The sequence below is a fragment of the Xenorhabdus sp. PB62.4 genome (assembly GCF_014467285.1).
Lineage (GTDB): Bacteria > Pseudomonadota > Gammaproteobacteria > Enterobacterales > Enterobacteriaceae > Xenorhabdus.
In genome coordinates this window covers 1-19689 of the sequence record NZ_NKHR01000032.1, presented here as the reverse complement: position 1 = coordinate 19689, position 19689 = coordinate 1, and the positions used below count along the sequence as shown (strand labels likewise).

Genomic DNA, 19689 nt, shown 5'->3' with positions numbered 1-19689 from the left:
CACATCGGATGTGTTGGTAGTGAAAAAGCAGAGGATAAAGATAACCGTATGTAGCATGAATATTAGTCATTGGTGGTGGTGGGTATTGATTTGTCTGTAATATCTTCGATTTTGAAAAAGAAGAGATTGAGCAGCGAGGACTTAGTTAAACGAATCAAAGCGTGTGGGTGGGAATTGGTGAGAATCAATGGCTCACATCATATTTTCGAAAAATCAGGTGAGTCCTTCCCAATAGTTATTCCTCATCCGCGTAAAGACATAGCGGTAGGAGCGCTAAATAAATTACTAAAACAAGCCGGACTGCAATGAAAATAGTTAAGCGGTTGTATGACCGCTTTATGAAATAGAACTTATATAAGTGCAACCATGAGATATCCAATTTATCTACATCAGGCCGATGACGGATAATTCTCCGGATTTGTGCCAGACGTTGTTGGCTGTTACTTTGCCGGCAATACTATCGACGATGCAATTGCTGGTGCTGCCAATGCCTTAGGCACTTACTTTGAATATTTGAGTGAACAGGGACAAATACCAGTAGAGGCAAAAACAGTGGCTGATCATCTTGGGGATGAAGATTGTACTGGTGGGATCTGGGCTTACGTTGATATAGATTTGTCTAGATACGAAGGGCGCACGACTAAACTAAATATTACCTTGCCACAGTTTCTCTTAGCCCGAATTGATGATTATGTCAGTTCACATAACGAGTATCACAGCCGCAGTGGGTTCTTTGCAGAATTAGCCCGGCGTGAACTATCGAAACATTCGTAAGCTCGGTTTAATATCCTCTTTGCAAGATCAAGAAAACCCGCATAATGCGGGTTCTTAGAGCATATTTAGTTTTTTTGTCATATTTCAAACAAACTTCGATGTAACGTCTGAATGACTTGTTCCGCATCTTTGCCAGGCACGAGCAGGCAGATATTATGACTGCTTGCGCCACCGCTAATCATCCTAATATTAAAGGATTCCAGAGTGCCAAAAACTTTTTTCCCCAATCCTTTAGACTTCGAAAGATCATTGCCGATAATCGCCACCAATGCCATATTTTCTTCGACTTCCACACGGCATAACGCGGAAAGTTCAGTCAGTAAGGCATTCGTCAATAAACTACCATTGGTGCTGGTGGAACCAGTGGTATCCAGTGTCAGGGCGATGTTTACTTCCGATGTAGTAATCAGATCCACCGATATATTATGGCGTGAGAGCAGGGTAAAGACTTCTGCCAGAAAACCTCGCGCATGTAACATCTTCAGGCTATGCAGAGTCAGTAAAGTTTGTTTGCGGCGCAATGCCAACGCACGAAACAGCGGTGGATTTTCTGTTTTATCACAAACTATTGTGCCGCCCGCGAGAGGATCTTTGCTGGAGCCGACAAATACCGGAATGCCAGAGCGGACTGCCGGCAGTAGCGTGGCAGGATGGAGAATTTTGGCGCCAAATGTCGCCATTTCTGCCGCTTCATCAAAGGCAATTGTATTGATGCGTTTAGCTGTAGGGGCAACACGGGGATCGGTGGTATAGATACCCGGAACATCTGTCCAGATATCAACACGTTGTAATCCAAGCGCTTCGCCCAACAAAGCAGCAGTATAATCACTGCCTCCCCGTCCTAGCGTAGTTGTACGGCCTTTTTCTTCTCTGCCGATAAAACCTTGAGTGATGACGATCGTATTGTTCAGGCGAGGATGAAGATGCTCCATTGCTAAAGTATGGAGTTGGAGGGTATCTGGTTCTGCTTTTCCAAAGTGAGCACTGGTTCGCATGATCCGGCGGATATCAAACCATTCTGCATCCGTATTACGCTGGCGCAGCAGCTCAACAAACAGCAAGGTGGACATCATTTCACCGTGGCTAACCAATTCATCAGTCAGTGCTTCTGACGTGGCAAGAGACGCAGCTTCTGATAGCATCTCAATATTTTCCAGCAGACGATCAATTTCCTCGCGGATCACGTTCGCATCATTCAATCGCTCAATAATTGCATATTGAATATCACGGATCTGTTTCAGGTAACTCTCCCGTTTATCGTTATCGCAGCCAGCCGCTAATGCAACCAGCAAATTGGTCACGCCGGAAGAGGCTGACAGAACAACCACGCGAACATTGGTATTTGCCAAAATAATATCGGCACAGTTATTCATGGCATCAAAGTCAGCCACACTCGTACCACCGAATTTTGCTACAACATACTGCGAATTAGGAGATGAAACAGCGCACATGGATGATAACCTTTTGTTCGAAGAATAGACTTTTAGAAATATAGGGTTAAGCGCATTGAGTCAATGTTTGGTAATTAAGCATAAATAATTTTCATGATGGACATAAAATTATCGTTTTTGCCTATCTCAACAATTAGGGCTGGAAATCACTGACTATTTTGACCAATATCAGTAATTACAAGGAAAGGGAGATTAATCACAGAATTAACCCGTTACAATCTGTGCATTCCTATTGTTTATTGACAGTTGATAGAGAGTATCATCCATGAAAAACATCAACCCCAGCCAGACTGAAGCCTGGAAAGCATTACAGCAGCATTTTGAGCAAATGAAGAATGTGCATTTGCGGGATCTGTTTAAACAGGATAAAGAACGGTTTACGGCATTTTCTGCGACATTTGATCAGCAGATTCTGGTGGATTATTCCAAAAACCGCATTACTACGGAAACACTGGAAAAATTACAGGCACTGGCACAAGAAACTGATTTGAGCAGCGCAATTCGCAGTATGTTCTCCGGTGAGAAAATCAATCGCACTGAAGATCGCGCTGTGCTGCATATTGCCCTGCGTAACCGCAGCAACACCCCGATTACGGTGGATGGGGAAGATGTCATGCCGCAAGTTAATGCGGTGCTGGCAAAAATGAAATCATTCAGTGAGCGTATCATCGGTGGTGAATGGAAAGGATATACGGGTAAAGCGATTACTGATGTGGTGAATATTGGTATTGGTGGTTCCGATCTTGGCCCGTATATGGTAACCGAAGCACTGAAAGCCTATAAAAATCACCTGAATACGCATTTTGTTTCCAATGTGGATGGAACTCATATTGCTGAAACACTAAAAAATTTGGATCCAGAAACAACCTTGTTCCTGATTGCTTCCAAGACTTTTACCACGCAAGAAACGATGACCAATGCCCATTCTGCGCGTAATTGGTTCTTGCGAAACGCCATTGATGAAGCACATGTTGCCAAACATTTTGCTGCATTATCAACCAATGAACAGGAAGTCAGTAAATTTGGTATCGATCCACAAAACATGTTTGAATTTTGGGATTGGGTAGGGGGACGTTATTCGCTCTGGTCTGCGATTGGTTTATCCATTGTACTTTCCATTGGTTATGAAAATTTTGAACAGTTGTTGAGTGGCGCTCATGCGATGGATAAACATTTTGAGCAGACCGCCTTTGAACACAACATTCCCGTTTTGTTGGCATTAATCGGTATTTGGTACAACAATTTCTTTGGCGCAGAAACTGAAGCGATTCTGCCATACGATCAATACATGCATCGTTTTGCTGCTTACTTCCAGCAAGGCAATATGGAATCAAACGGTAAATATATCGATCGCAATGGCAATCCGGTCAATTACCAGACCGGGCCGATTATCTGGGGTGAACCGGGCACTAATGGTCAACACGCTTTCTATCAGCTTATCCATCAGGGAACCAAACTGATCCCGTGTGATTTTATTGCGCCAGCAATCAGCCATAATCCGGTTAGCGACCATCATAATAAGTTGCTGTCCAATTTCTTTGCTCAAACTGAAGCGCTGGCTTTTGGCAAAACAGAGGCTCAGGTAGAAGCAGAATTTGCTGCGGCCGGAAAGAGTGCCCAGGATGTGGCGAATGTTGTACCGTTCAAAGTATTTGAAGGGAACCGTCCGACTAACTCCATTTTATTGCGCGAAATTACGGCATTTAGCTTGGGTGCATTGACGGCCATGTATGAGCATAAAATATTCGCTCAAGGCGCAATTCTGAATATTTTCTCCTTTGATCAATGGGGAGTAGAGTTGGGTAAACAATTGGCGAATCGTATTCTGCCTGAATTGCACGATCCAGAAGCAGTGAACAGCCATGACAGTTCTACAAATGGTCTGATTAACCGATTCAAAGAATGGCGATAATCTGACTCCCTCTTGTTTATTCCACCTCCCCCACAATAACTATTGTTATGTGGGGGAAGTTTTTTTGTGATTTCCATAATTTGTTACCAACTTTTTATTTTATTGGTCTGCAACATGATATCCTCATTCCCCATTCGTTGTGCTGTCGGGGAAACTGATATTCCCCGCAATGGGAAAATGACATGGCAGATGACACAATATTAACTTCAACACCCATCCATTGGTTTTCGGCAGACGGGGCCGATCTTCCTGACGATATTTTAGACTGGCTGATGGAAGTTGGTTCAATGACACACCGCTTTGAACAACACTGTCAGCAGGTATCTGTTGCTCCTTCTCGGGAATGCTTCATCACGGCAGAAGAATTAGGCGATGAAAGTAAGCACTTACCTGTGAGCGAAAAATATTGGTTACGCGAGGTTGTCTTGTATGGAGATAATATCCCGTGGCTTTTAGGTCGCACGGTTATTCCGGCAGAAACACTGACTGGCCCGGATCGAAAATTGGTTGATGTAGGAACCGTCCCCCTCGGGCGTTATCTTTTTAGTGGTAATAATCTGACGCGGGATTATATTCAAATAGGCTGGCAAGAGTCACGTTGGGTGCGGAGTTCGCTATTGAGATTATCAGGTAAGCCACTGCTGCTCACAGAGGTTTTTCTGCCAGAATCACCTGTATATAAAACAAACAAAATAAAAGGGGAGAAATAGATTGGAGGTCAGAATGACGCAAAATAAATGGCGTGCCTATTGCCGTTTAATGCGTATCAATAAACCCATTGGCATATTATTATTATTATGGCCAACATATTGGGCATTGTGGATCGCCGCAAAAGGTATACCAAATTTACATGTGTTGTTAGTATTTACTATTGGTGTGTTTTCTATGCGTGCTGCGGGGTGCTGCATTAATGATTTCGCAGACAGAAAATTTGATGGATATGTAGAACGAACAAAATCTCGTCCTCTGCCTAGTGGTGATGTCACCGAAAAAGAAAGTAAAATCTTGTTTGCCACGCTAGTACTCATCTCTTTTGTGCTGGTTCTGACGCTGAATAAAATGACGATTGCATTGTCGATCGTTGGTTTGGTGTTGGCGTGGAGTTATCCTTTCGTAAAACGTGTCAGCCATCTGCCACAAGTTGTATTAGGGGCTGCCTACGGCTGGTCAATCCCGATGGCATTTGCCGCAGTAAGTGAGTCCTTACCTTTGGAGTGTTGGCTGTTATTTTTAGCCAACATTATTTGGTCAGTGATTTATGATACACAGTATGCGATGGTTGATCGTGATGATGACCTAAAAATCGGTGTGAAATCGACGGCGGTACTCTTTGGACGCTTTGATAAACTGATTATTGGTATTCTGCAATTTACCATGTTGGGTATTTTGGTATTGATCGGCAATATCGTGAATCTGGGGGGAATATACTACTGGACAATATTGCTGGCAGCAGCGTTGTTTATTTATCAACAAAAACTGATCTCAGGCCGGGAAAGGGCATCTTGCTTTCAAGCCTTTATGAATAATAACTACGTTGGCTTTATTTTATTCCTTGGTGTCTTTTTCAGCTATGTCTAATATAACGGGCGGTATTACCGCCCGTTAACCGTTTATGCTCCACGTAACACCATTATCTTTGCTCTTTTACCTGTTCAGGGTCATTTTGCTCTGGCGGCATACTGACGCTTTCAATTGTCAGGCGAATTTCAGGTGACATTAACTCGCTCAATACATGGTAAAGTGACTGAGCGTTGGTTGTAACTATAGTGCCACTATTTTGAGTGCCACTATCCTGAATATAACCTTCTTCGCGTAGCGTATTGACTGAACAGGCGAAAACCGCCTTGTCAAAGAACTCTGGTGCATTGATGCCATGCAGCACTGACAAACGCTGTGCCAACATCCGGCTCTCTTTTTCCAGTACACCACGACTGATGTCCGGGGTGGCATTTAATAAAGAAAGCGTAATTGCATAGCGTTGCAATGTTTCTCTGATACCCGCCGCCAGTAATTGCAGCGGGCGGATGCGGGCAGGATTCAGTACCAGCATTCCTTGCTCTTTGTTACAGATAAGGCATTGACGCGCCAGCTCATCAATCAGGGTATTGACGACTTCGGGAAGCGTTTCCTTGCTATAACGCATGAAAAGTTCCTGCTTGATTAACGGATAGATTAACTCTACCTGCCTGAGCAATTCACTGCGACTAATACGACGGTGATGCATCACAATGCTGGTAATCAAGGATGGCAAGATCAACAAGTGCTGGATATTGTTGCGATAATAAGTCATCAATACCGCGCTTTCGCGTGGCAGGATAATGATATCCCCCAGACTGTCTTTCTCGACTTCAAACTTATCCATCAGCAAGGCATGATCCAACAACTCTTCCGCTGTTTTGTTCGGTACAGTGATATCGTTGGTGTAAGGCACATTGTTCAGCAATTGCAGATAACAATCTAACTGCTCAATAAGCTGCTCGCGAGTAAGTGCTCGCTGACGTGACGACAGCAATGCTGTAGTGCACAAATTGATGGCATTGGCCGCGGCGGCATTATTGATATTGACCATAATATTATCAGCCAGTTTGCTGACTGTTGGAGACAGCCATGTGGGGCGCTGAGATTCTATTGGGTCAATGGAATCACGCCAATTTGGAACATGTTGGTTAAGGTACTGTACCAACGGGATTGGCTCGCCAAAGTTCACGTAACCTTGTCCCAAATTACGCAGTTTACGCAGGCCATTCACCATCTGGAAAAAGCCTTCTTTTTCTTTGGTGGCTCCCCGCAACTCTTTGGCGTAAGTTGCAACTTCCATCACATGCTCATAACCGATATAGATCGGTACAATCGTGATTGGACGGGATTCCCCACGCAGCATCGCTTGCAAGGTCATGGAGAGTGTCCCCGTTTTCGGATCAAGCAGACGCCCGGTACGTGAGCGACCACCTTCGACAAAGTATTCAACCGAATAACCACGGGAGAACAATTCACCGAGATATTCGCGGAAGATCGTCGAATAGAGCTTATTGCCTTTAAATGTACGGCGGATAAAGAACGCACCAAGACGGCGGAATATCGGGCCGGCAGGCCAGAAATTCAGGTTAATGCCCGCAGCAATGTGTGGGGGAACCAGCCCTTGATGATAAAGTACATAAGAAAGCAGCAAGTAATCCATATGGCTACGATGGCATGGAACATAAACCAGTTCATGGCCATCTTGTGCCAATCGGCGAATTCGTTCGGCATTATGAACATTAATGCCTTGATACAAACGGTTCCAGGTCCAACTCAAAACACGGTCGGTCAAGCGCACTGTTTCATAGGAGAAATCCGCAGCAACCTCTTCCAACATATTGATGGCATTCTGCTTCGCCTTTTCGGGAGAGATTTTCTTGCTGCGTGCTTCATCAGCAATTGCTTTTTCTATCGCTTTTGAAGCCAATAACTTGTTGAACAGATCTTGTCTGGCAGGCAAACGAGGCCCAACAGCCGCGAGACGTTGACGGGAATAATGTATCCGCGCAACACGAGCGAGTTTATTGGCAATAATATCATCCGCACCGTGTTCATCAGCCATGCGGCGTAAGGAAACAGGCGTAGAAAAACGCACAAAACTATCCCGCCCAAGCCACAGGATCGCAAAAAACTTCTGCACACCATTTAGCAGACGTAACTGCGGCGCTGTGTTCCCTTCATGTCCTTCACGCCCGGGAGAGCGACCAAACATCACGGAAACTGGCACCATCTGGATATTCAAATCAGGATTATTGCGATGCAGATCCAGATAAGAATGAAAGATTTTCACAGATTCATGTTTTGGTGCATAACAACGGAACACACGTGGGCCGTTATCAATAAAGACACAGCTAGGAAGCTGCGTGTCCCCAATTTCCAAAGGATTCAACGGATCCGGCAGATCTTGCGCCAGACATTGTTGACGCAGGGTCAATAAGTCTGTTTTTGAATGGTACGGCAGCACATACAAAATGGGCCGTGTCGTATCAAGACGCAGCTCAGCAATGGGATCCGTAGGGATAAGTTTACTTTTTACTAATAATTTTAGTGGTAAATTCAATAATTTATAATATATTTTACGCCAACCTGACATAACTGCTTTAAGCCTCTTGTTAGCAACGCGTCGCAAGGATACCAGAAACAGATTTTGAGATCTGTGGAAATAAGACAATAATAAGAGCTAAAAGTTATATGACCATACAATCATTAAGCTGATTAAAAAAATTACCATGGCAAATCAATCAACAGGTCTGACCCGCATCATCAAAGCTGCGGGCTATTCAGCGAAAGGAATTAAGGCTGCTTGGCAAAATGAAGCGGCATTCCGGCAGGAGGCAGTGACTGCCATATTTGCGATCATCGTCGCATTTTCTTTAGACATCAGCTTAATTGAGAGGCTCTTGCTTATCGGTTCGGTCATGCTTGTCATCATTATTGAGATTCTTAACAGTGCCATAGAAGCCGTCGTGGATCGTATTGGTAGTGAATATCATGAATTATCGGGCCGGGCGAAAGATATGGGATCAGCGGCTGTATTGCTAACCATAATTCTTGCGCTGTTGACTTGGGGAACAATTCTTTGGTCGCATTTTATACTCTGAGATGATGTATTTTTTCATCAAAATACGTTATTTAGCTGCTTTTACATGCTAACAGGTTCCCAATTCTAATTTACCTGTATATACTCACAGTCTGACTGTATAAACAAACAGGGGGCGAAATGAAAGCATTAACTGCCAGACAGCAGCAAGTCTATGACTTGGTGCGTGACCATATTTCGCAAACGGGTATGCCACCAACACGTGCTGAAATTGCGGCACGTCTGGGTTTTCGTTCACCTAACGCGGCAGAAGAGCATTTAAAGGCTCTGGCACGTAAAGGGGTGATAGAGATTATCTCTGGTGCATCCAGAGGTATCCGTTTGCTTCTCGAAGAGCAAGATGAAGGTGCGGGATTACCGCTAATCGGTCGTGTTGCTGCCGGCGAACCACTGCTGGCTCAGGAACATATTGAAAGTCACTATAAGGTTGATCCTGAATTATTCAAACCAAGTGCTGATTTTTTGTTACGTGTCAGTGGAATGTCTATGAAAGACATCGGTATTATGGACGGGGATTTACTGGCTGTTCATAAGACACAGGATGTTCATAATGGGCAAGTCATTGTGGCGCGTATTGAAGATGAAGTCACAGTAAAACGCTTTAAACAAACAGGGAACAGAATTGAGCTGATTGCTGAAAACCCAGAATTCAAGCCGATTGTTGTAGATTTGAGTGAACAGAGCTTCACTATTGAAGGATTGGCAGTAGGCGTTATTCGTAGCGGAGACTGGTTCTGAGCGTAAAAACGGATAATTGCACTTTGCCATTCTGAGGCGGTCATTTTCCCGGTTCCCGTTAAACGTAGATTAAGCGGTGACATGAGGATAAGTGAGTACATCAACCATGACCGCCTCACCGTTTAATCAGGCTTCAGCATTCTCACCTTATTTCTTTTTATTCTCTGTAACTGAATGATTGTGCTCGCATGTATCTCGTTCCGTGCAGGAATCGATTTCATAGCAAGAAGAGCACAAACCATGCACTTCTATCACACTATTTCGTAAATGAAACCCTGTGCCTTGTGCGAGCTGTTGAATAGTGGATTCAACATCTTTCGCGTCTTTTTCCGTTACGGAGCCACAGTCTTCACAGATAAACATCGCTGAGGTATGGCTGGGTTCCTCAAAATGATGGCAGAGAACATAACTGTTTGTGGATTCTATTTTGTGGATAAAACCTTGTTCCAATAGAAATTCTAAACCACGATAAACCGTTGGCGGTTTGGCTTGTGGTTCGACTTCACGTAGCAAATCTAGTAAATCATAGGCACTTATTGCGCTGGGCTGTTCAGCGATTAGACGAAGAATTTCAAGGCGTTGAGGTGTCAAACGAACCCCTCTTGACAGACAGATTGTCTCAGCCAGTGCCAGCAACTTTTTTTGATTGATAGTTTTCATTACACCTCTCACACCTACACGATGTTAATGACTTTAATACTACCATGTTTTTGGGCTTGAGAGTGGAGCCTACACAATGATTAGCGCTTTTCTGATGCCTGATATACATAAGGCGGCTGGCTATCTTGGCATTATGTGACATACCCTTACCAATGAATATGGAGAACGAAAATCAATCGACGGATAAGGACAATAAAATGGGCTAAAAAAAGGAAAAAATAAAAGTGAAAATACTGGATAATATATAAATGGTTAAATTGGTCAATAAGAGTGATGATATGAAATTAACAATTCATTATTTCAATATAACAACAGTTATAGTCAATGAAAGAAAAGAATATTCTCATATGATTACAGATAGAGATAAATTGCAGTAGTCAATACAATAAATGACTTTTACTCCAATAATTCCATTTAGGACGGAAATAAATTTCAGTATCGTAAAATACAAATTAATGGATTAAAAATGAAAGAATTACTACAGAACCACCCGAATAATAGAAGATTTCCTGTTGATGGTTTTAGGATAGTCAAAGCAATCCTCAAAGAAAGAAAAGGAATGGCGTTTCTTAAACCTATTCAGGCAGTTGGCTTAAGTATACTTTGGATTACAACACTGTTACTGAGTGGGTTATCGATAGGGATAACGGGATTGATTTTCAGTGCTGGTAACATACCTTTCATGGGTTATATACTTTGGGCTGTATTGGTTGGTTTAAGCTTAATCGGTGTATCTCTTTCTATTTATAGCTTCCGACGTCTCAAAAACCTGCCTATTGCTGAGCAAAAACGTTATTATTCGCAAGCAAAATATGCTGTTTTGCCGGAAGAAAAACGTCAGGCATTGCGTCTGCATATAGTGAGTTGTTATTACGATGGATTTTGGACAGAAACCTTAGAGCATTATCCTCTGAAAAGTCGAGTTGCTCACGATAACTATCAATACCGTATTTTGCCTTTGTCTGATGCAGAACCTCACCAATCTCAAGTTTACCAAAACTGGGGCATTCTTGATGAAAAAGATTATTGGAAAACATTGCATGATTTATGGACAGGAATGCACTCAGAACGCTTTGCTGCTGATGCAGTTTTTACCGATGGAGAAATGTTTACGGTACTGGGCAGCTTGATTGAAGAATCACCTGAATATGTCCAACAATGCTCTCGGTCAATTGATGGGCGTCCTCCCGCTTTGCTTTGGGGATTTGATCTTTGGCGGGCAATTGTTTTGAGCCGGAACTGTTTTTCCGCGGGTTATATCAGTGAAGAAACAGCGTGGAAAAATATATTGAAAACTGCGGATTATGTTTATGAAATTTTTGGCAGCTTTGATGCGTTTTACACTAATTACCGGTTAGGTAACGCTTATTGGAGCCGGGATTTTGATACAGTAAAAGGTCGTTTGAAAGAATTCCGATTTTATAAAGAATATTGTGATTGGCCTATAGCGCAATTACCTTGGCCAGATCCGAAAGGCATCTTCATGGAACAATATATGAAAGATGGTTTTGCTGATGTCGTAAATTCTATATTACAAGATCAGATGGAAGATCCGCTCAACGATGAAATAATGGATGAAGATAATAACCATACTGAAATCCGCATCCTGCACTGAATTTTGCACTGAATAGTGACATTGATCGCCTGCTTGGATAGGTTTTACTCTGTATTGCAAAAGGAACCGAAGATGGAAAATCAACTTGATTTACGATTACCCATCCCGGCGATCTTACCATTCACGTTATTCCGTACATTTGGGAAGTGTATTAAAAAAGAGCAAAGATACGTGTGAAATGTTTGAGCATTTGAATGTTGATAAATTTATTGGTTTGTTAGATGGCCCAGAAAACACACAGCAATTTAACCGGGTCATTTTTGATATGTCGAGTAGGGATGAGGGAACTTAAATGACAATATATGAATTAACAGAGGATTCGTTAATAAAAGTTGAAATGACTTCATTTGAGGCTGAAAAGTTGAAGGAACGTGAAGACATTCAGCGCCTCTTAAAATTAAATATTGAAGCTATTAGCCCTGATACATTAGTGATCGCCGAAGAATATAGCCATTTTGTGGACTCTAATCGTCGTCTTGATTTACTCGGTATTGATAAGTCTGCAAATCTTGTCGTTATAGAACTAAAGCGGGATGATGATGGTGGTCATATGGAACTCCAAGCGATTCGTTATGCTGCTATGGTTGCGAATCTAACTTGGGAGCAAGCAGTTAGTGCTTACAGGGATTTTTTAAATCGAATGGGGCAAAATATTGATGCTGAAAGTTCGATATTAGATTTTCTGGGATGGGACTCACCACAACAAGGTGATTTTGCTAAAGAGACACGTATTGTCTTAGCTGCTTGTAACTTTTCTAAAGAAATTACCACATCAGTTTTATGGTTGAATGATATGGGGCTGGACATTACTTGTGTTCGTCTTCAACCTTTTAGAATTGGTGAAAAACTCTTATTGAATGTTGAGCAAATTATTCCCCTTCCTGAAGCGATGGATTACCAGATAGAAGTACGTCATAAAAAGCGAGAAGAGAGAGTGGCCCGCAATAGCGAAAAAGATCACTCATCGTTGACTCTGTATGTCAATGGAGAACGTTATCAGCAAAAATTCCGTAAGTCAGATATTGGTTTTTATACGGTTAGAGCACTGGAAGAGCATAAACTTATCAGTGAATCTGTTTTTTACTTCCTCCGATATAATAAAACGTGTTCTTTTCAGTTATTGAAGAAATTCGAAGAAATCAAAAGTACTGAAGATAAATACAAAAAATATCGTACTCAGTCAGAACCTGAGTTTGTTTACCAAGATGAAGGATATTACATCGCTCGAAATTGGAGCCTTTCTAATACGAACAGGTTTATCAATGAAATTCAAGAAGAATTCTCAGTACTACGCTTTGAGTGGGATTAATTCGGTTGTAGTGGTTAAATCTGGCTGAGTTTGAAGCTATCCTTCTCGCTCTGTATAATTGCCCGCCTTGGATATCTGGGGGAAGTTTGAGCTCCCCCCTAATGGCTGAATAAGCCAAAATAAACCAGAATATAAAGCGGCGGTATCGGCGCTATCTTTTTGATTTTTAAATGAGGTTTGTGATATGCACCCATCATCCCGCTTTTCCGTTGCCCCCATGTTAGACTGGACTGATCGTCATTGTCGTTACTTCCATCGCCTATTAAGTAAGGAAGCGTTGCTTTACACGGAAATGGTGACAACAGGCGCGATTATTCACGGCAAAGGGGATTATCTGGCTTATAACGAACAAGAACATCCACTGGCATTGCAATTGGGTGGCAGTGAACCTCACGCTTTGGCGCACTGTGCCAAGATTGCGCAAGAGCGGGGTTACGATGAAATCAATTTGAATGTTGGTTGCCCCTCTGATCGTGTGCAGAATGGCCGTTTTGGAGCATGCCTGATGGGAGAAGCCGCGCTGGTGGCCGATTGTGTCAAGGCGATGCAGGATGTGGTGGATATTCCTGTTACAGTGAAAACCCGCATCGGGATCGATGAACAGGATAGTTACGAGTTTTTGTGCGATTTTATTGATACTGTCGTGAAAAACAGTGATTGCGACAATTTTGTGATCCATGCGCGCAAGGCGTGGTTGTCTGGATTGAGCCCAAAAGAAAATCGCGAAATTCCGCCTCTGGATTACCCACGAGTTTATCAATTGAAGAAAGATTTCCCACAACTGACTCTTTCCATTAATGGCGGCATTAAGTCATTGGAAGAAGCTAAGCAGCATTTGCAGCATGTGGATGGTGTAATGATTGGGAGAGAAGCCTACCAAAATCCATCTATTCTGGCGAATGTAGATCGTGAGTTGTTTGATCAAACCGCACCCGTGACGAATACGGTTGATGCGATTAAGGCGCTTTATCCTTATATCGAACAGGAGTTGTCAAAAGGAACTTATTTAGGACATATCACCCGCCATATCTTGGGGATTTTTCAGGGCATTCCCGGTGCACGCCAATGGCGGCGCCACTTGAGTGAAAATGCCCATAAAGCTGGTGCTGATATTATGATTGTTGAAAAAGCGCTGGAAATGGTGACAGAGCGGATGTGATCCGCTCTCATTTTGTTCTGTATTATGGGATCAACAAGCTGGAACCGTGGGTGGCACGGCTTTCCAGCATCTGGTGTGCCCTTACGGCTTCTCTCAGTGGAAACTGCTGGTTTTCCGGTACATCCACATTGATTTTACCGCTGGCAATGAGATCAAACAGCGTCTTGCTGGCTTCTGCCAATTCTTCGCGAGTCGTGATATAGCCATTAAGAGAAGGGCGGGTAACAAACAGTGAACCTTTCTGATTGAGGATCCCCAAATTCACGCCTGTCACTGGTCCCGAAGCATTACCGAAGCTGACCATCAAACCTTGCCGTTTCAGGCAATCCAATGAGTCCAGCCATGTCTCCTTGCCGACAGAATCATATACTACGCCAACCTTTTCCCCGCCAGTGATGTCCAAGACACGTTCCACAATATTCTCGCGATGATAGTTGATGGTCTGCCATGCCCCAGCCGCTTTGGCAAGCGATGCTTTTTCGTCTGAACCCACTGTTCCAATCAATTTTGCGCCCAATGCCTTTGCCCATTGGCAGGCAATTAAACCCACACCGCCGGCTGCGGCATGAAACAGAAATGTTTCTCCCGACCGGATCTTATGAGTCAGATTGAACAAATAGTAAACAGTTAAACCTTTTAAAAAAGATGCAGCAGCTTGTTCAAATGAAACTTCATCCGGTAACAGGGCTAATTTGCTTTCGGGCACATTGTGTACTTCACTGTAAGCACCAGCGGCAGATTGGGCATAAACAACACGATCACCAACTTTAATGGATGTCACATTTGAACCCACTTTAGTGACAATACCTGCGGCTTCGGTTCCCAACCCGCTGGGCAAACTGGCTGGTGGATATAGCCCGCTACGTACATAGGTGTCAATGTAGTTAATCCCGATGGCTTTATTTTCGACTTGAACTTCATCAGATGCAGGGTCAACAGGCGTAAATTCACAATATCGGAGTACTTCTGGGCCGCCAGTGGCGGAAAATTCGATGTGTTTTGCCATGGTAACTCTCTCATTATATTAGAAATATTGGGAACAGCCTCGCACGTTTGCAATGAAACCGCTGCAAACAGCGTAAATGTATCTGAAATCATTACAGACTATATATAACTACTTTGTGTTTTGAAGTTTGTCCATGATTATTATTTTTATATAAATATCAAATAATTAATTAATCATTCAACTGTATGTTGTTACAGTGTTTATTGACGTTTTGCCCCTCTTACAGCACACTGCGTATAAACAATTGTATAAATATCTTTAGCGAGCATGGCTGCCAAACTAAACAAGCTCAGTGACAAAAAACTTAGAACCCTGCACGGAAAAGAAAGGGGCAATATTGAATTTTTTGCCGATGGTGCTGGATTGAGCGCCAAAGCATCTAAAGTTGGTGGCATTAGTTGGGTTTTTACCTACCGACTTGATGGCAAAAAGTTAAACCGCCTTACTATTGGGCGCTACCCTGATGTGAGTCTCAAACAGGCTCGAGAAACGAGGGATAAATGTCGTAGTTGGTTAGCATCTGGTAAAGATCCAAAGCTCCAATTTAACTTAGCGATGCAGGAATCATTAAAACCAGTTACTGCAAAAGACGCTATCGAATATTGGATAGAGCACTACGGCAGAGAAAATCGAGTCAATATTGATACCCTTATTCTTCAATTAGAAAAGCATATTTATCCTTATATTGGTGAAATGGCATTGTCTGATTGTGAAACAACATATTGGCTGCAATGCTTTGATCGAATGAAAAAGAAAGCTCCTGTGGCTTCTGGTTCTGTATTTCAATTGTGCAAGCAAGCTCTAAAATTTTGCCGGGTAAGAAGGTATACAGTTAACCATGTATTGGATGATCTAACTATTCAGGATGTTGGAAAAAAACAAAATAAAGACCAGCGATATTTAGAAGATAATGAACTTGGTCAATTATGGGACTCCATAAATTCAGGTATGTATTTACCTTATTATAATAATTTATTGAAAATTTTGGTTGTATTTGGTTATCGGACACGAGAGATCAGGTTATCTAAATGTTCAGAATGGAATTTTAATTCTATGTTATGGACTGTTCCAAAAGAAAATAGCAAGACAGGTGAGAAAATCATTCGTCCAATACCGGAATACATGAAGCTATTTTTGGTGAATATTATTAACCAAAACCATAAAAGTGGTTACCTCTTAGGGGAAGTTAAAAAACTTGAAGCAGTTGCACAATATGGCAGAAAAATATGGAAAAAATTAGAGCATGACGAGGAATGGTCTTTGCATGATTTAAAGCGAACGTTTGCAACTAAAATGAATGACATGGGTATAGCACCACATGTGGTAGAACAGCTTCTAGGGCACGCTTTGCCGGGTATCATGGCAATATACAACAAGAGCCAATACCTACCAGAGAAGCTGGACGCTTTAAACAAGTGGTGTGAGCGACTGGATGTATTAGCGGGCAATTATGAGAATGTGGTTATATTAAAAGCAGCTCAATAATCGAAATTAATGAGTTGTGATAATGACCATTGTGATATATATGTAACAAATGTGGTTTTTTTTCGTAATAATTTCTGTTAAGTAAAATATCTCTGGCAGGCAAATAAAAGCCGGATGAGTCTGGGATAATAAATTTAGTGCATAATTTTTTTATTATGGTATGACTGAAATTAAGTAATTGTCTGATTTTGCTTAAGAATAGAGATTCATCACAAATTTAAAGGTGGATCTTTTCCATGCTGGAATGGGTAAGCATTGTTGTTATATCCTGCTTAATTGATGCTACATCGGAAATCTTGACATAAGTCAATCAATTATTAATTTGATATTGAGTGCTACGGAGAATTGAGGAATGACACATAAAAAATATAATCCCACTTGGGATGGTTATATGGGCGATTTTTTAAGGGGTAATGTAGGGATTAATCAGCTAAAACCCCAGCATGAATTTTTTGATGCCATTGGGTTAGAAAAAGTATTGAGTGATAATACCCAATATCACTTTGTTCTCACATTAGCGCAAGCCAAAAGCATTATTGAGGATATCAGTCCCTCCCATCCACAAATCCCAAGTCATGGAGAAGCATTTGCAAGAGGTACGGAAGCAGAAAATCTAAGTTACGGAGACGAATTTGCAAGAGGCACGGAAGTAGATAACAAGAAAAAAAATCCTATGGCGTATGTATTTTCTGTCACAGATCCTATTTCCACCTATGCGGGAAATATTTATGATTCACATGGGTTTTCTGATGTTTGCCGGGAATTTAAGAGGTTAAGTATTACTGCAAAAACCTATGTGGGAGAAAATGGGAAAAAATATATTCATCTGTCAGGTCATGCTGGTCTTAGGCGCCTTATCAGGGGAACCCGATACGGTGCTAGCCACCCTCAAATGTTAGCCATGGGGATAGGACAGCAAGGTCTTAATGCTAGTATTATCAAAGGTGTTAGATTCTGTATTGTCTTTTCGATTGGCTATAGATTGATAGAAAGTATTTTTAAGGATGAATATACTTTAGCCGATTTTATCGGCAACATAACAATGGATATGGCTAAAACTGCTATTATTGCTGCTTCCTCTTGGATTGTAGGATCACTTTTAACTGCCACTGCTTTGGTAGGTGGAAGTATTATTGTTGTTGCGGGAATAGTTTTAGCTGTTGGAATTCTAGCGGCTATCGGTTTAGATCTTGTTGATAAGCAATATGGAATAAGCGAAAAATTAATAGCACTTTTGAAAGAAGAAATGAAGAGAAAGCCAAGAACACCGGAAGCAGACTTACAATATTTTTTTAATACGATGGGAAGAATTAGGTGAATAGCAAATATTTAAAAGCCTTGGGTGGAGTAATATTGTTATTATTCCTTACATTTCTGATGAGCTTCATTATTAAATCTGCTGTTTCATTAGTATTAATGAAAGATGAAATAACATTCTCCAGCGCAGTTATTATAAGTATTCTATCTTTCCCTATAATATTTTACTCTTTATCAGGTTCTATTTTTTTCTTTATATTTGATAGATTACCTAAATACAACAAGATACTTGTTAAGTACCTGAGTAGATTGATGATTGCATCATTTGTCATTAGCTTACCTATCTCTTTTTATGTTGATTATAAGTTAAAAAATGATGGTTATTTAACATGTGATAAAATATCGTGGATGTCACCAACTACTTATGTGAAAAATTTATCCCTGTGTAAATGAAATTTTTTGTAAATATTCTGTCCTTATGTTTTTCCCTGTTTAGCCTCTAAACTTTAGAGGCTTTTTAATTATTTTTCATAGTATTAAATAGTGTCTTTGAGGAAAATAAATAACCATACGACACCATGAAAAAACTATTCGAATTACGCCAGCAAAAAGCCGATTTAACTCATCAAATGCGTTCGCTGCTTACCAAAGCCGAAGACGAAAAGCGCTCACTGAATCCCGATGAAGCCAAACAGTTCGACGAGCTGCGCAGCCAATCCGATAACCTGAATACGGAAATTGTTCGTTATGAGGTGCTGTCTGATGAAGAACGCAGTCAGGCAAGCAAACCCCAACCGACCAGCAAGAACCTCAGTAATGACGAACTGCGCCACTATGTTCTGACCGGAGAAACCCGCACCTTGGAAAGCGCGGGGCATCCCGTCACAGTGGACAGAAATGCTCACCAAACGCTTTAATATCTGGTGTCAGGGCGAAGCGCCGTGGATGGGCGAAGGTGCATGGAAAGCCTGCCAAATGGATTATGAAGAAAACGACCTGAAAGGCTTGGAGTGTTACGCCGGACTGGATTTATCCTCAACAGGCGATATCACCAGTATCTGTTACACCTTCCCCGTGGATAATGAACTGTTATTACTGACCCGCCATTACTTACCGGAAGCCCAGTTACAGAATCCTGCCAATAAGAATCGGGCGGTGTATCGACAATGGGCGTAAATGGGCTGGATACGCACCACCGTAGGCGACTGCATTGATTATGACCGTATTCGTGATGACATTCTTAAAGACAGCCAGCACTTTGATATCAAACTGGTGGGATTTGATACATGGAACGCCACGCATCTTAGAACACAATTACAAGGTGCGGGGCTGGATGTTGAGCCATTCCCGCAAACCTATATGCGCTTTAGCCCCGTGGCGAAGTCGGCTGAGGTGTTTGTTAATCGCAAAGTCATTCGTCACAACGGCGATCCGGTGCTGGCATGGGCGATGTCCAATGTGGTGATGGAAACGGACGCTAACGCTAATATCAAACCAAACAAGAAGAAATCCGCGAATAAAATCAGGGTGAGATCTCATATATTTAGTAAGGTTATTTAGGTTAAATAAAGACCAGAATATAACTTCTTATAGCTCTTTCTCTCATTAAAACGATAAGATCACGCTATTCCATAAAAATAGCGATCGTAATAATGAGTATTTTTAACTTTATCAGTAAGATCGATGACCCGCGTTCTGATATCAA

Annotated in this window: 17 protein-coding genes and 2 pseudogenes; 15 read left to right on the top strand and 4 right to left on the bottom strand. The window is 41.9% G+C overall.

Annotated features, from left to right (window positions below; all coding sequences use genetic code 11):
• The first annotated feature begins 72 nt into the window (after window positions 1-72).
• Both Xenpb_RS17400 and Xenpb_RS17395 read left to right on the top strand, forming a co-directional pair.
• Window positions 73-309: a type II toxin-antitoxin system HicA family toxin gene (locus tag Xenpb_RS17400; protein WP_368666840.1), complete on the top strand. Its 237-nt coding sequence runs from the start codon at window positions 73-75 to the stop codon at window positions 307-309.
• Between the two features lie 111 nt (window positions 310-420).
• A complete protein-coding gene (locus Xenpb_RS17395) occupies window positions 421-774 on the top strand; it encodes a type II toxin-antitoxin system HicB family antitoxin (protein WP_368666839.1) in 354 nt (117 codons plus the stop codon).
• Between the two features lie 77 nt (window positions 775-851).
• Here the strand turns inward: Xenpb_RS17395 and lysC are convergent, their stop codons facing one another.
• Entirely contained in the window at window positions 852-2225 is a 1374-nt protein-coding gene (gene lysC / locus Xenpb_RS17390; RefSeq protein WP_187655468.1) for a lysine-sensitive aspartokinase 3, read from the bottom strand.
• Between the two features lie 265 nt (window positions 2226-2490).
• On the opposite strand from lysC, the gene pgi reads away from it, so the two are divergent.
• From pgi to ubiA, 3 genes are all read left to right on the top strand, one after another.
• Window positions 2491-4137, top strand: a complete 1647-nt coding sequence (gene pgi / locus Xenpb_RS17385) for a glucose-6-phosphate isomerase (RefSeq protein WP_187655467.1) — start codon at window positions 2491-2493, stop codon at window positions 4135-4137.
• A 182-nt stretch (window positions 4138-4319) separates the two neighbouring features.
• Window positions 4320-4847 carry a chorismate lyase gene (gene ubiC / locus Xenpb_RS17380; RefSeq protein WP_187655466.1) on the top strand — a complete coding sequence of 176 codons (528 nt, stop codon included), beginning with the start codon at window positions 4320-4322 and terminating at the stop codon, window positions 4845-4847.
• A gap of 13 nt (window positions 4848-4860) precedes the next feature.
• The gene (gene ubiA / locus Xenpb_RS17375) at window positions 4861-5715 is read left to right on the top strand and encodes a 4-hydroxybenzoate octaprenyltransferase (protein ID WP_187655465.1); all 855 of its coding nucleotides are present in this window, start codon (window positions 4861-4863) and stop codon (window positions 5713-5715) included.
• 52 nt (window positions 5716-5767) lie between these two features.
• Here the strand turns inward: ubiA and plsB are convergent, their stop codons facing one another.
• A complete protein-coding gene (plsB, locus tag Xenpb_RS17370) occupies window positions 5768-8248 on the bottom strand; it encodes a glycerol-3-phosphate 1-O-acyltransferase PlsB (RefSeq protein WP_187655464.1) in 2481 nt (826 codons plus the stop codon).
• 136 nt (window positions 8249-8384) lie between these two features.
• On the opposite strand from plsB, the gene Xenpb_RS17365 reads away from it, so the two are divergent.
• Window positions 8385-8756, top strand: a complete 372-nt coding sequence (locus Xenpb_RS17365; protein WP_187655463.1) for a diacylglycerol kinase — start codon at window positions 8385-8387, stop codon at window positions 8754-8756.
• Window positions 8757-8875: 119 nt separating this feature from the next.
• On the top strand, window positions 8876-9493 hold the full coding sequence (gene lexA, locus Xenpb_RS17360; protein ID WP_187655462.1) for a transcriptional repressor LexA: 618 nt from the start codon (window positions 8876-8878) through the stop codon (window positions 9491-9493).
• 147 nt (window positions 9494-9640) lie between these two features.
• On the opposite strand, the gene zur is transcribed toward lexA, so the two are convergent.
• Complete coding sequence (zur, locus tag Xenpb_RS17355; RefSeq protein WP_187655461.1) at window positions 9641-10153, bottom strand: zinc uptake transcriptional repressor Zur; 513 nt, start codon at window positions 10151-10153, stop codon at window positions 9641-9643.
• A 466-nt stretch (window positions 10154-10619) separates the two neighbouring features.
• Between zur and Xenpb_RS17350 the strand changes: the two genes are divergently transcribed.
• The 3 genes from Xenpb_RS17350 (at window position 10620) to dusA (ending at window position 14236) form a co-directional block, all read left to right on the top strand.
• Window positions 10620-11768, top strand: coding sequence for a DUF1266 domain-containing protein (locus tag Xenpb_RS17350; RefSeq protein WP_187655460.1), 1149 nt, complete (start codon window positions 10620-10622; stop codon window positions 11766-11768).
• A 292-nt stretch (window positions 11769-12060) separates the two neighbouring features.
• A complete protein-coding gene (locus Xenpb_RS17345) occupies window positions 12061-13077 on the top strand; it encodes a hypothetical protein (protein WP_187655459.1) in 1017 nt (338 codons plus the stop codon).
• A gap of 184 nt (window positions 13078-13261) precedes the next feature.
• Window positions 13262-14236, top strand: coding sequence for a tRNA dihydrouridine(20/20a) synthase DusA (gene dusA, locus Xenpb_RS17340; protein ID WP_187655458.1), 975 nt, complete (start codon window positions 13262-13264; stop codon window positions 14234-14236).
• 22 nt (window positions 14237-14258) lie between these two features.
• Here the strand turns inward: dusA and Xenpb_RS17335 are convergent, their stop codons facing one another.
• Window positions 14259-15242, bottom strand: coding sequence for a quinone oxidoreductase (locus Xenpb_RS17335; RefSeq protein ID WP_187655457.1), 984 nt, complete (start codon window positions 15240-15242; stop codon window positions 14259-14261).
• A gap of 267 nt (window positions 15243-15509) precedes the next feature.
• Between Xenpb_RS17335 and Xenpb_RS17330 the strand changes: the two genes are divergently transcribed.
• The 5 genes and pseudogenes from Xenpb_RS17330 to Xenpb_RS17310 form a co-directional block, all read left to right on the top strand.
• Window positions 15510-16727, top strand: coding sequence for a site-specific integrase (locus Xenpb_RS17330; protein WP_187655456.1), 1218 nt, complete (start codon window positions 15510-15512; stop codon window positions 16725-16727).
• 352 nt (window positions 16728-17079) lie between these two features.
• Window positions 17080-18045, top strand: a complete 966-nt coding sequence (locus Xenpb_RS17325; RefSeq protein WP_187655455.1) for a hypothetical protein — start codon at window positions 17080-17082, stop codon at window positions 18043-18045.
• Window positions 18042-18437 carry a DUF1240 domain-containing protein gene (locus tag Xenpb_RS17320; protein ID WP_187655454.1) on the top strand — a complete coding sequence of 132 codons (396 nt, stop codon included), beginning with the start codon at window positions 18042-18044 and terminating at the stop codon, window positions 18435-18437. Before Xenpb_RS17325 ends, Xenpb_RS17320 begins: the two co-directional genes overlap by 4 nt.
• A 125-nt stretch (window positions 18438-18562) precedes the next feature.
• Window positions 18563-18847 (top strand): annotated as a pseudogene (locus Xenpb_RS17315) (phage major capsid protein); the annotation flags it as partial.
• A 1-nt stretch (window position 18848) separates the two neighbouring features.
• Window positions 18849-19508 (top strand): annotated as a pseudogene (locus tag Xenpb_RS17310) (terminase TerL endonuclease subunit); the annotation flags it as partial.
• Window positions 19509-19689 lie beyond the last annotated feature (181 nt).

Coding starts and splice junctions, on each gene's coding strand:
- lysC (WP_187655468.1), bottom strand. CDS start 2,225: ATGTGCGCTGTTTCATCTCCTAATTCGCAGTATGTTGTAGCAAAATTC.
- dusA (WP_187655458.1), top strand. CDS start 13,262: ATGCACCCATCATCCCGCTTTTCCGTTGCCCCCATGTTAGACTGGACT.
- plsB (WP_187655464.1), bottom strand. CDS start 8,248: ATGTCAGGTTGGCGTAAAATATATTATAAATTATTGAATTTACCACTA.
- lexA (WP_187655462.1), top strand. CDS start 8,876: ATGAAAGCATTAACTGCCAGACAGCAGCAAGTCTATGACTTGGTGCGT.
- Xenpb_RS17345 (WP_187655459.1), top strand. CDS start 12,061: ATGACAATATATGAATTAACAGAGGATTCGTTAATAAAAGTTGAAATG.
- Xenpb_RS17365 (WP_187655463.1), top strand. CDS start 8,385: ATGGCAAATCAATCAACAGGTCTGACCCGCATCATCAAAGCTGCGGGC.
- Xenpb_RS17335 (WP_187655457.1), bottom strand. CDS start 15,242: ATGGCAAAACACATCGAATTTTCCGCCACTGGCGGCCCAGAAGTACTC.
- ubiA (WP_187655465.1), top strand. CDS start 4,861: ATGACGCAAAATAAATGGCGTGCCTATTGCCGTTTAATGCGTATCAAT.
- Xenpb_RS17325 (WP_187655455.1), top strand. CDS start 17,080: ATGACACATAAAAAATATAATCCCACTTGGGATGGTTATATGGGCGAT.
- pgi (WP_187655467.1), top strand. CDS start 2,491: ATGAAAAACATCAACCCCAGCCAGACTGAAGCCTGGAAAGCATTACAG.
- zur (WP_187655461.1), bottom strand. CDS start 10,153: ATGAAAACTATCAATCAAAAAAAGTTGCTGGCACTGGCTGAGACAATC.
- Xenpb_RS17330 (WP_187655456.1), top strand. CDS start 15,510: ATGGCTGCCAAACTAAACAAGCTCAGTGACAAAAAACTTAGAACCCTG.
- Xenpb_RS17350 (WP_187655460.1), top strand. CDS start 10,620: ATGAAAGAATTACTACAGAACCACCCGAATAATAGAAGATTTCCTGTT.
- ubiC (WP_187655466.1), top strand. CDS start 4,320: ATGGCAGATGACACAATATTAACTTCAACACCCATCCATTGGTTTTCG.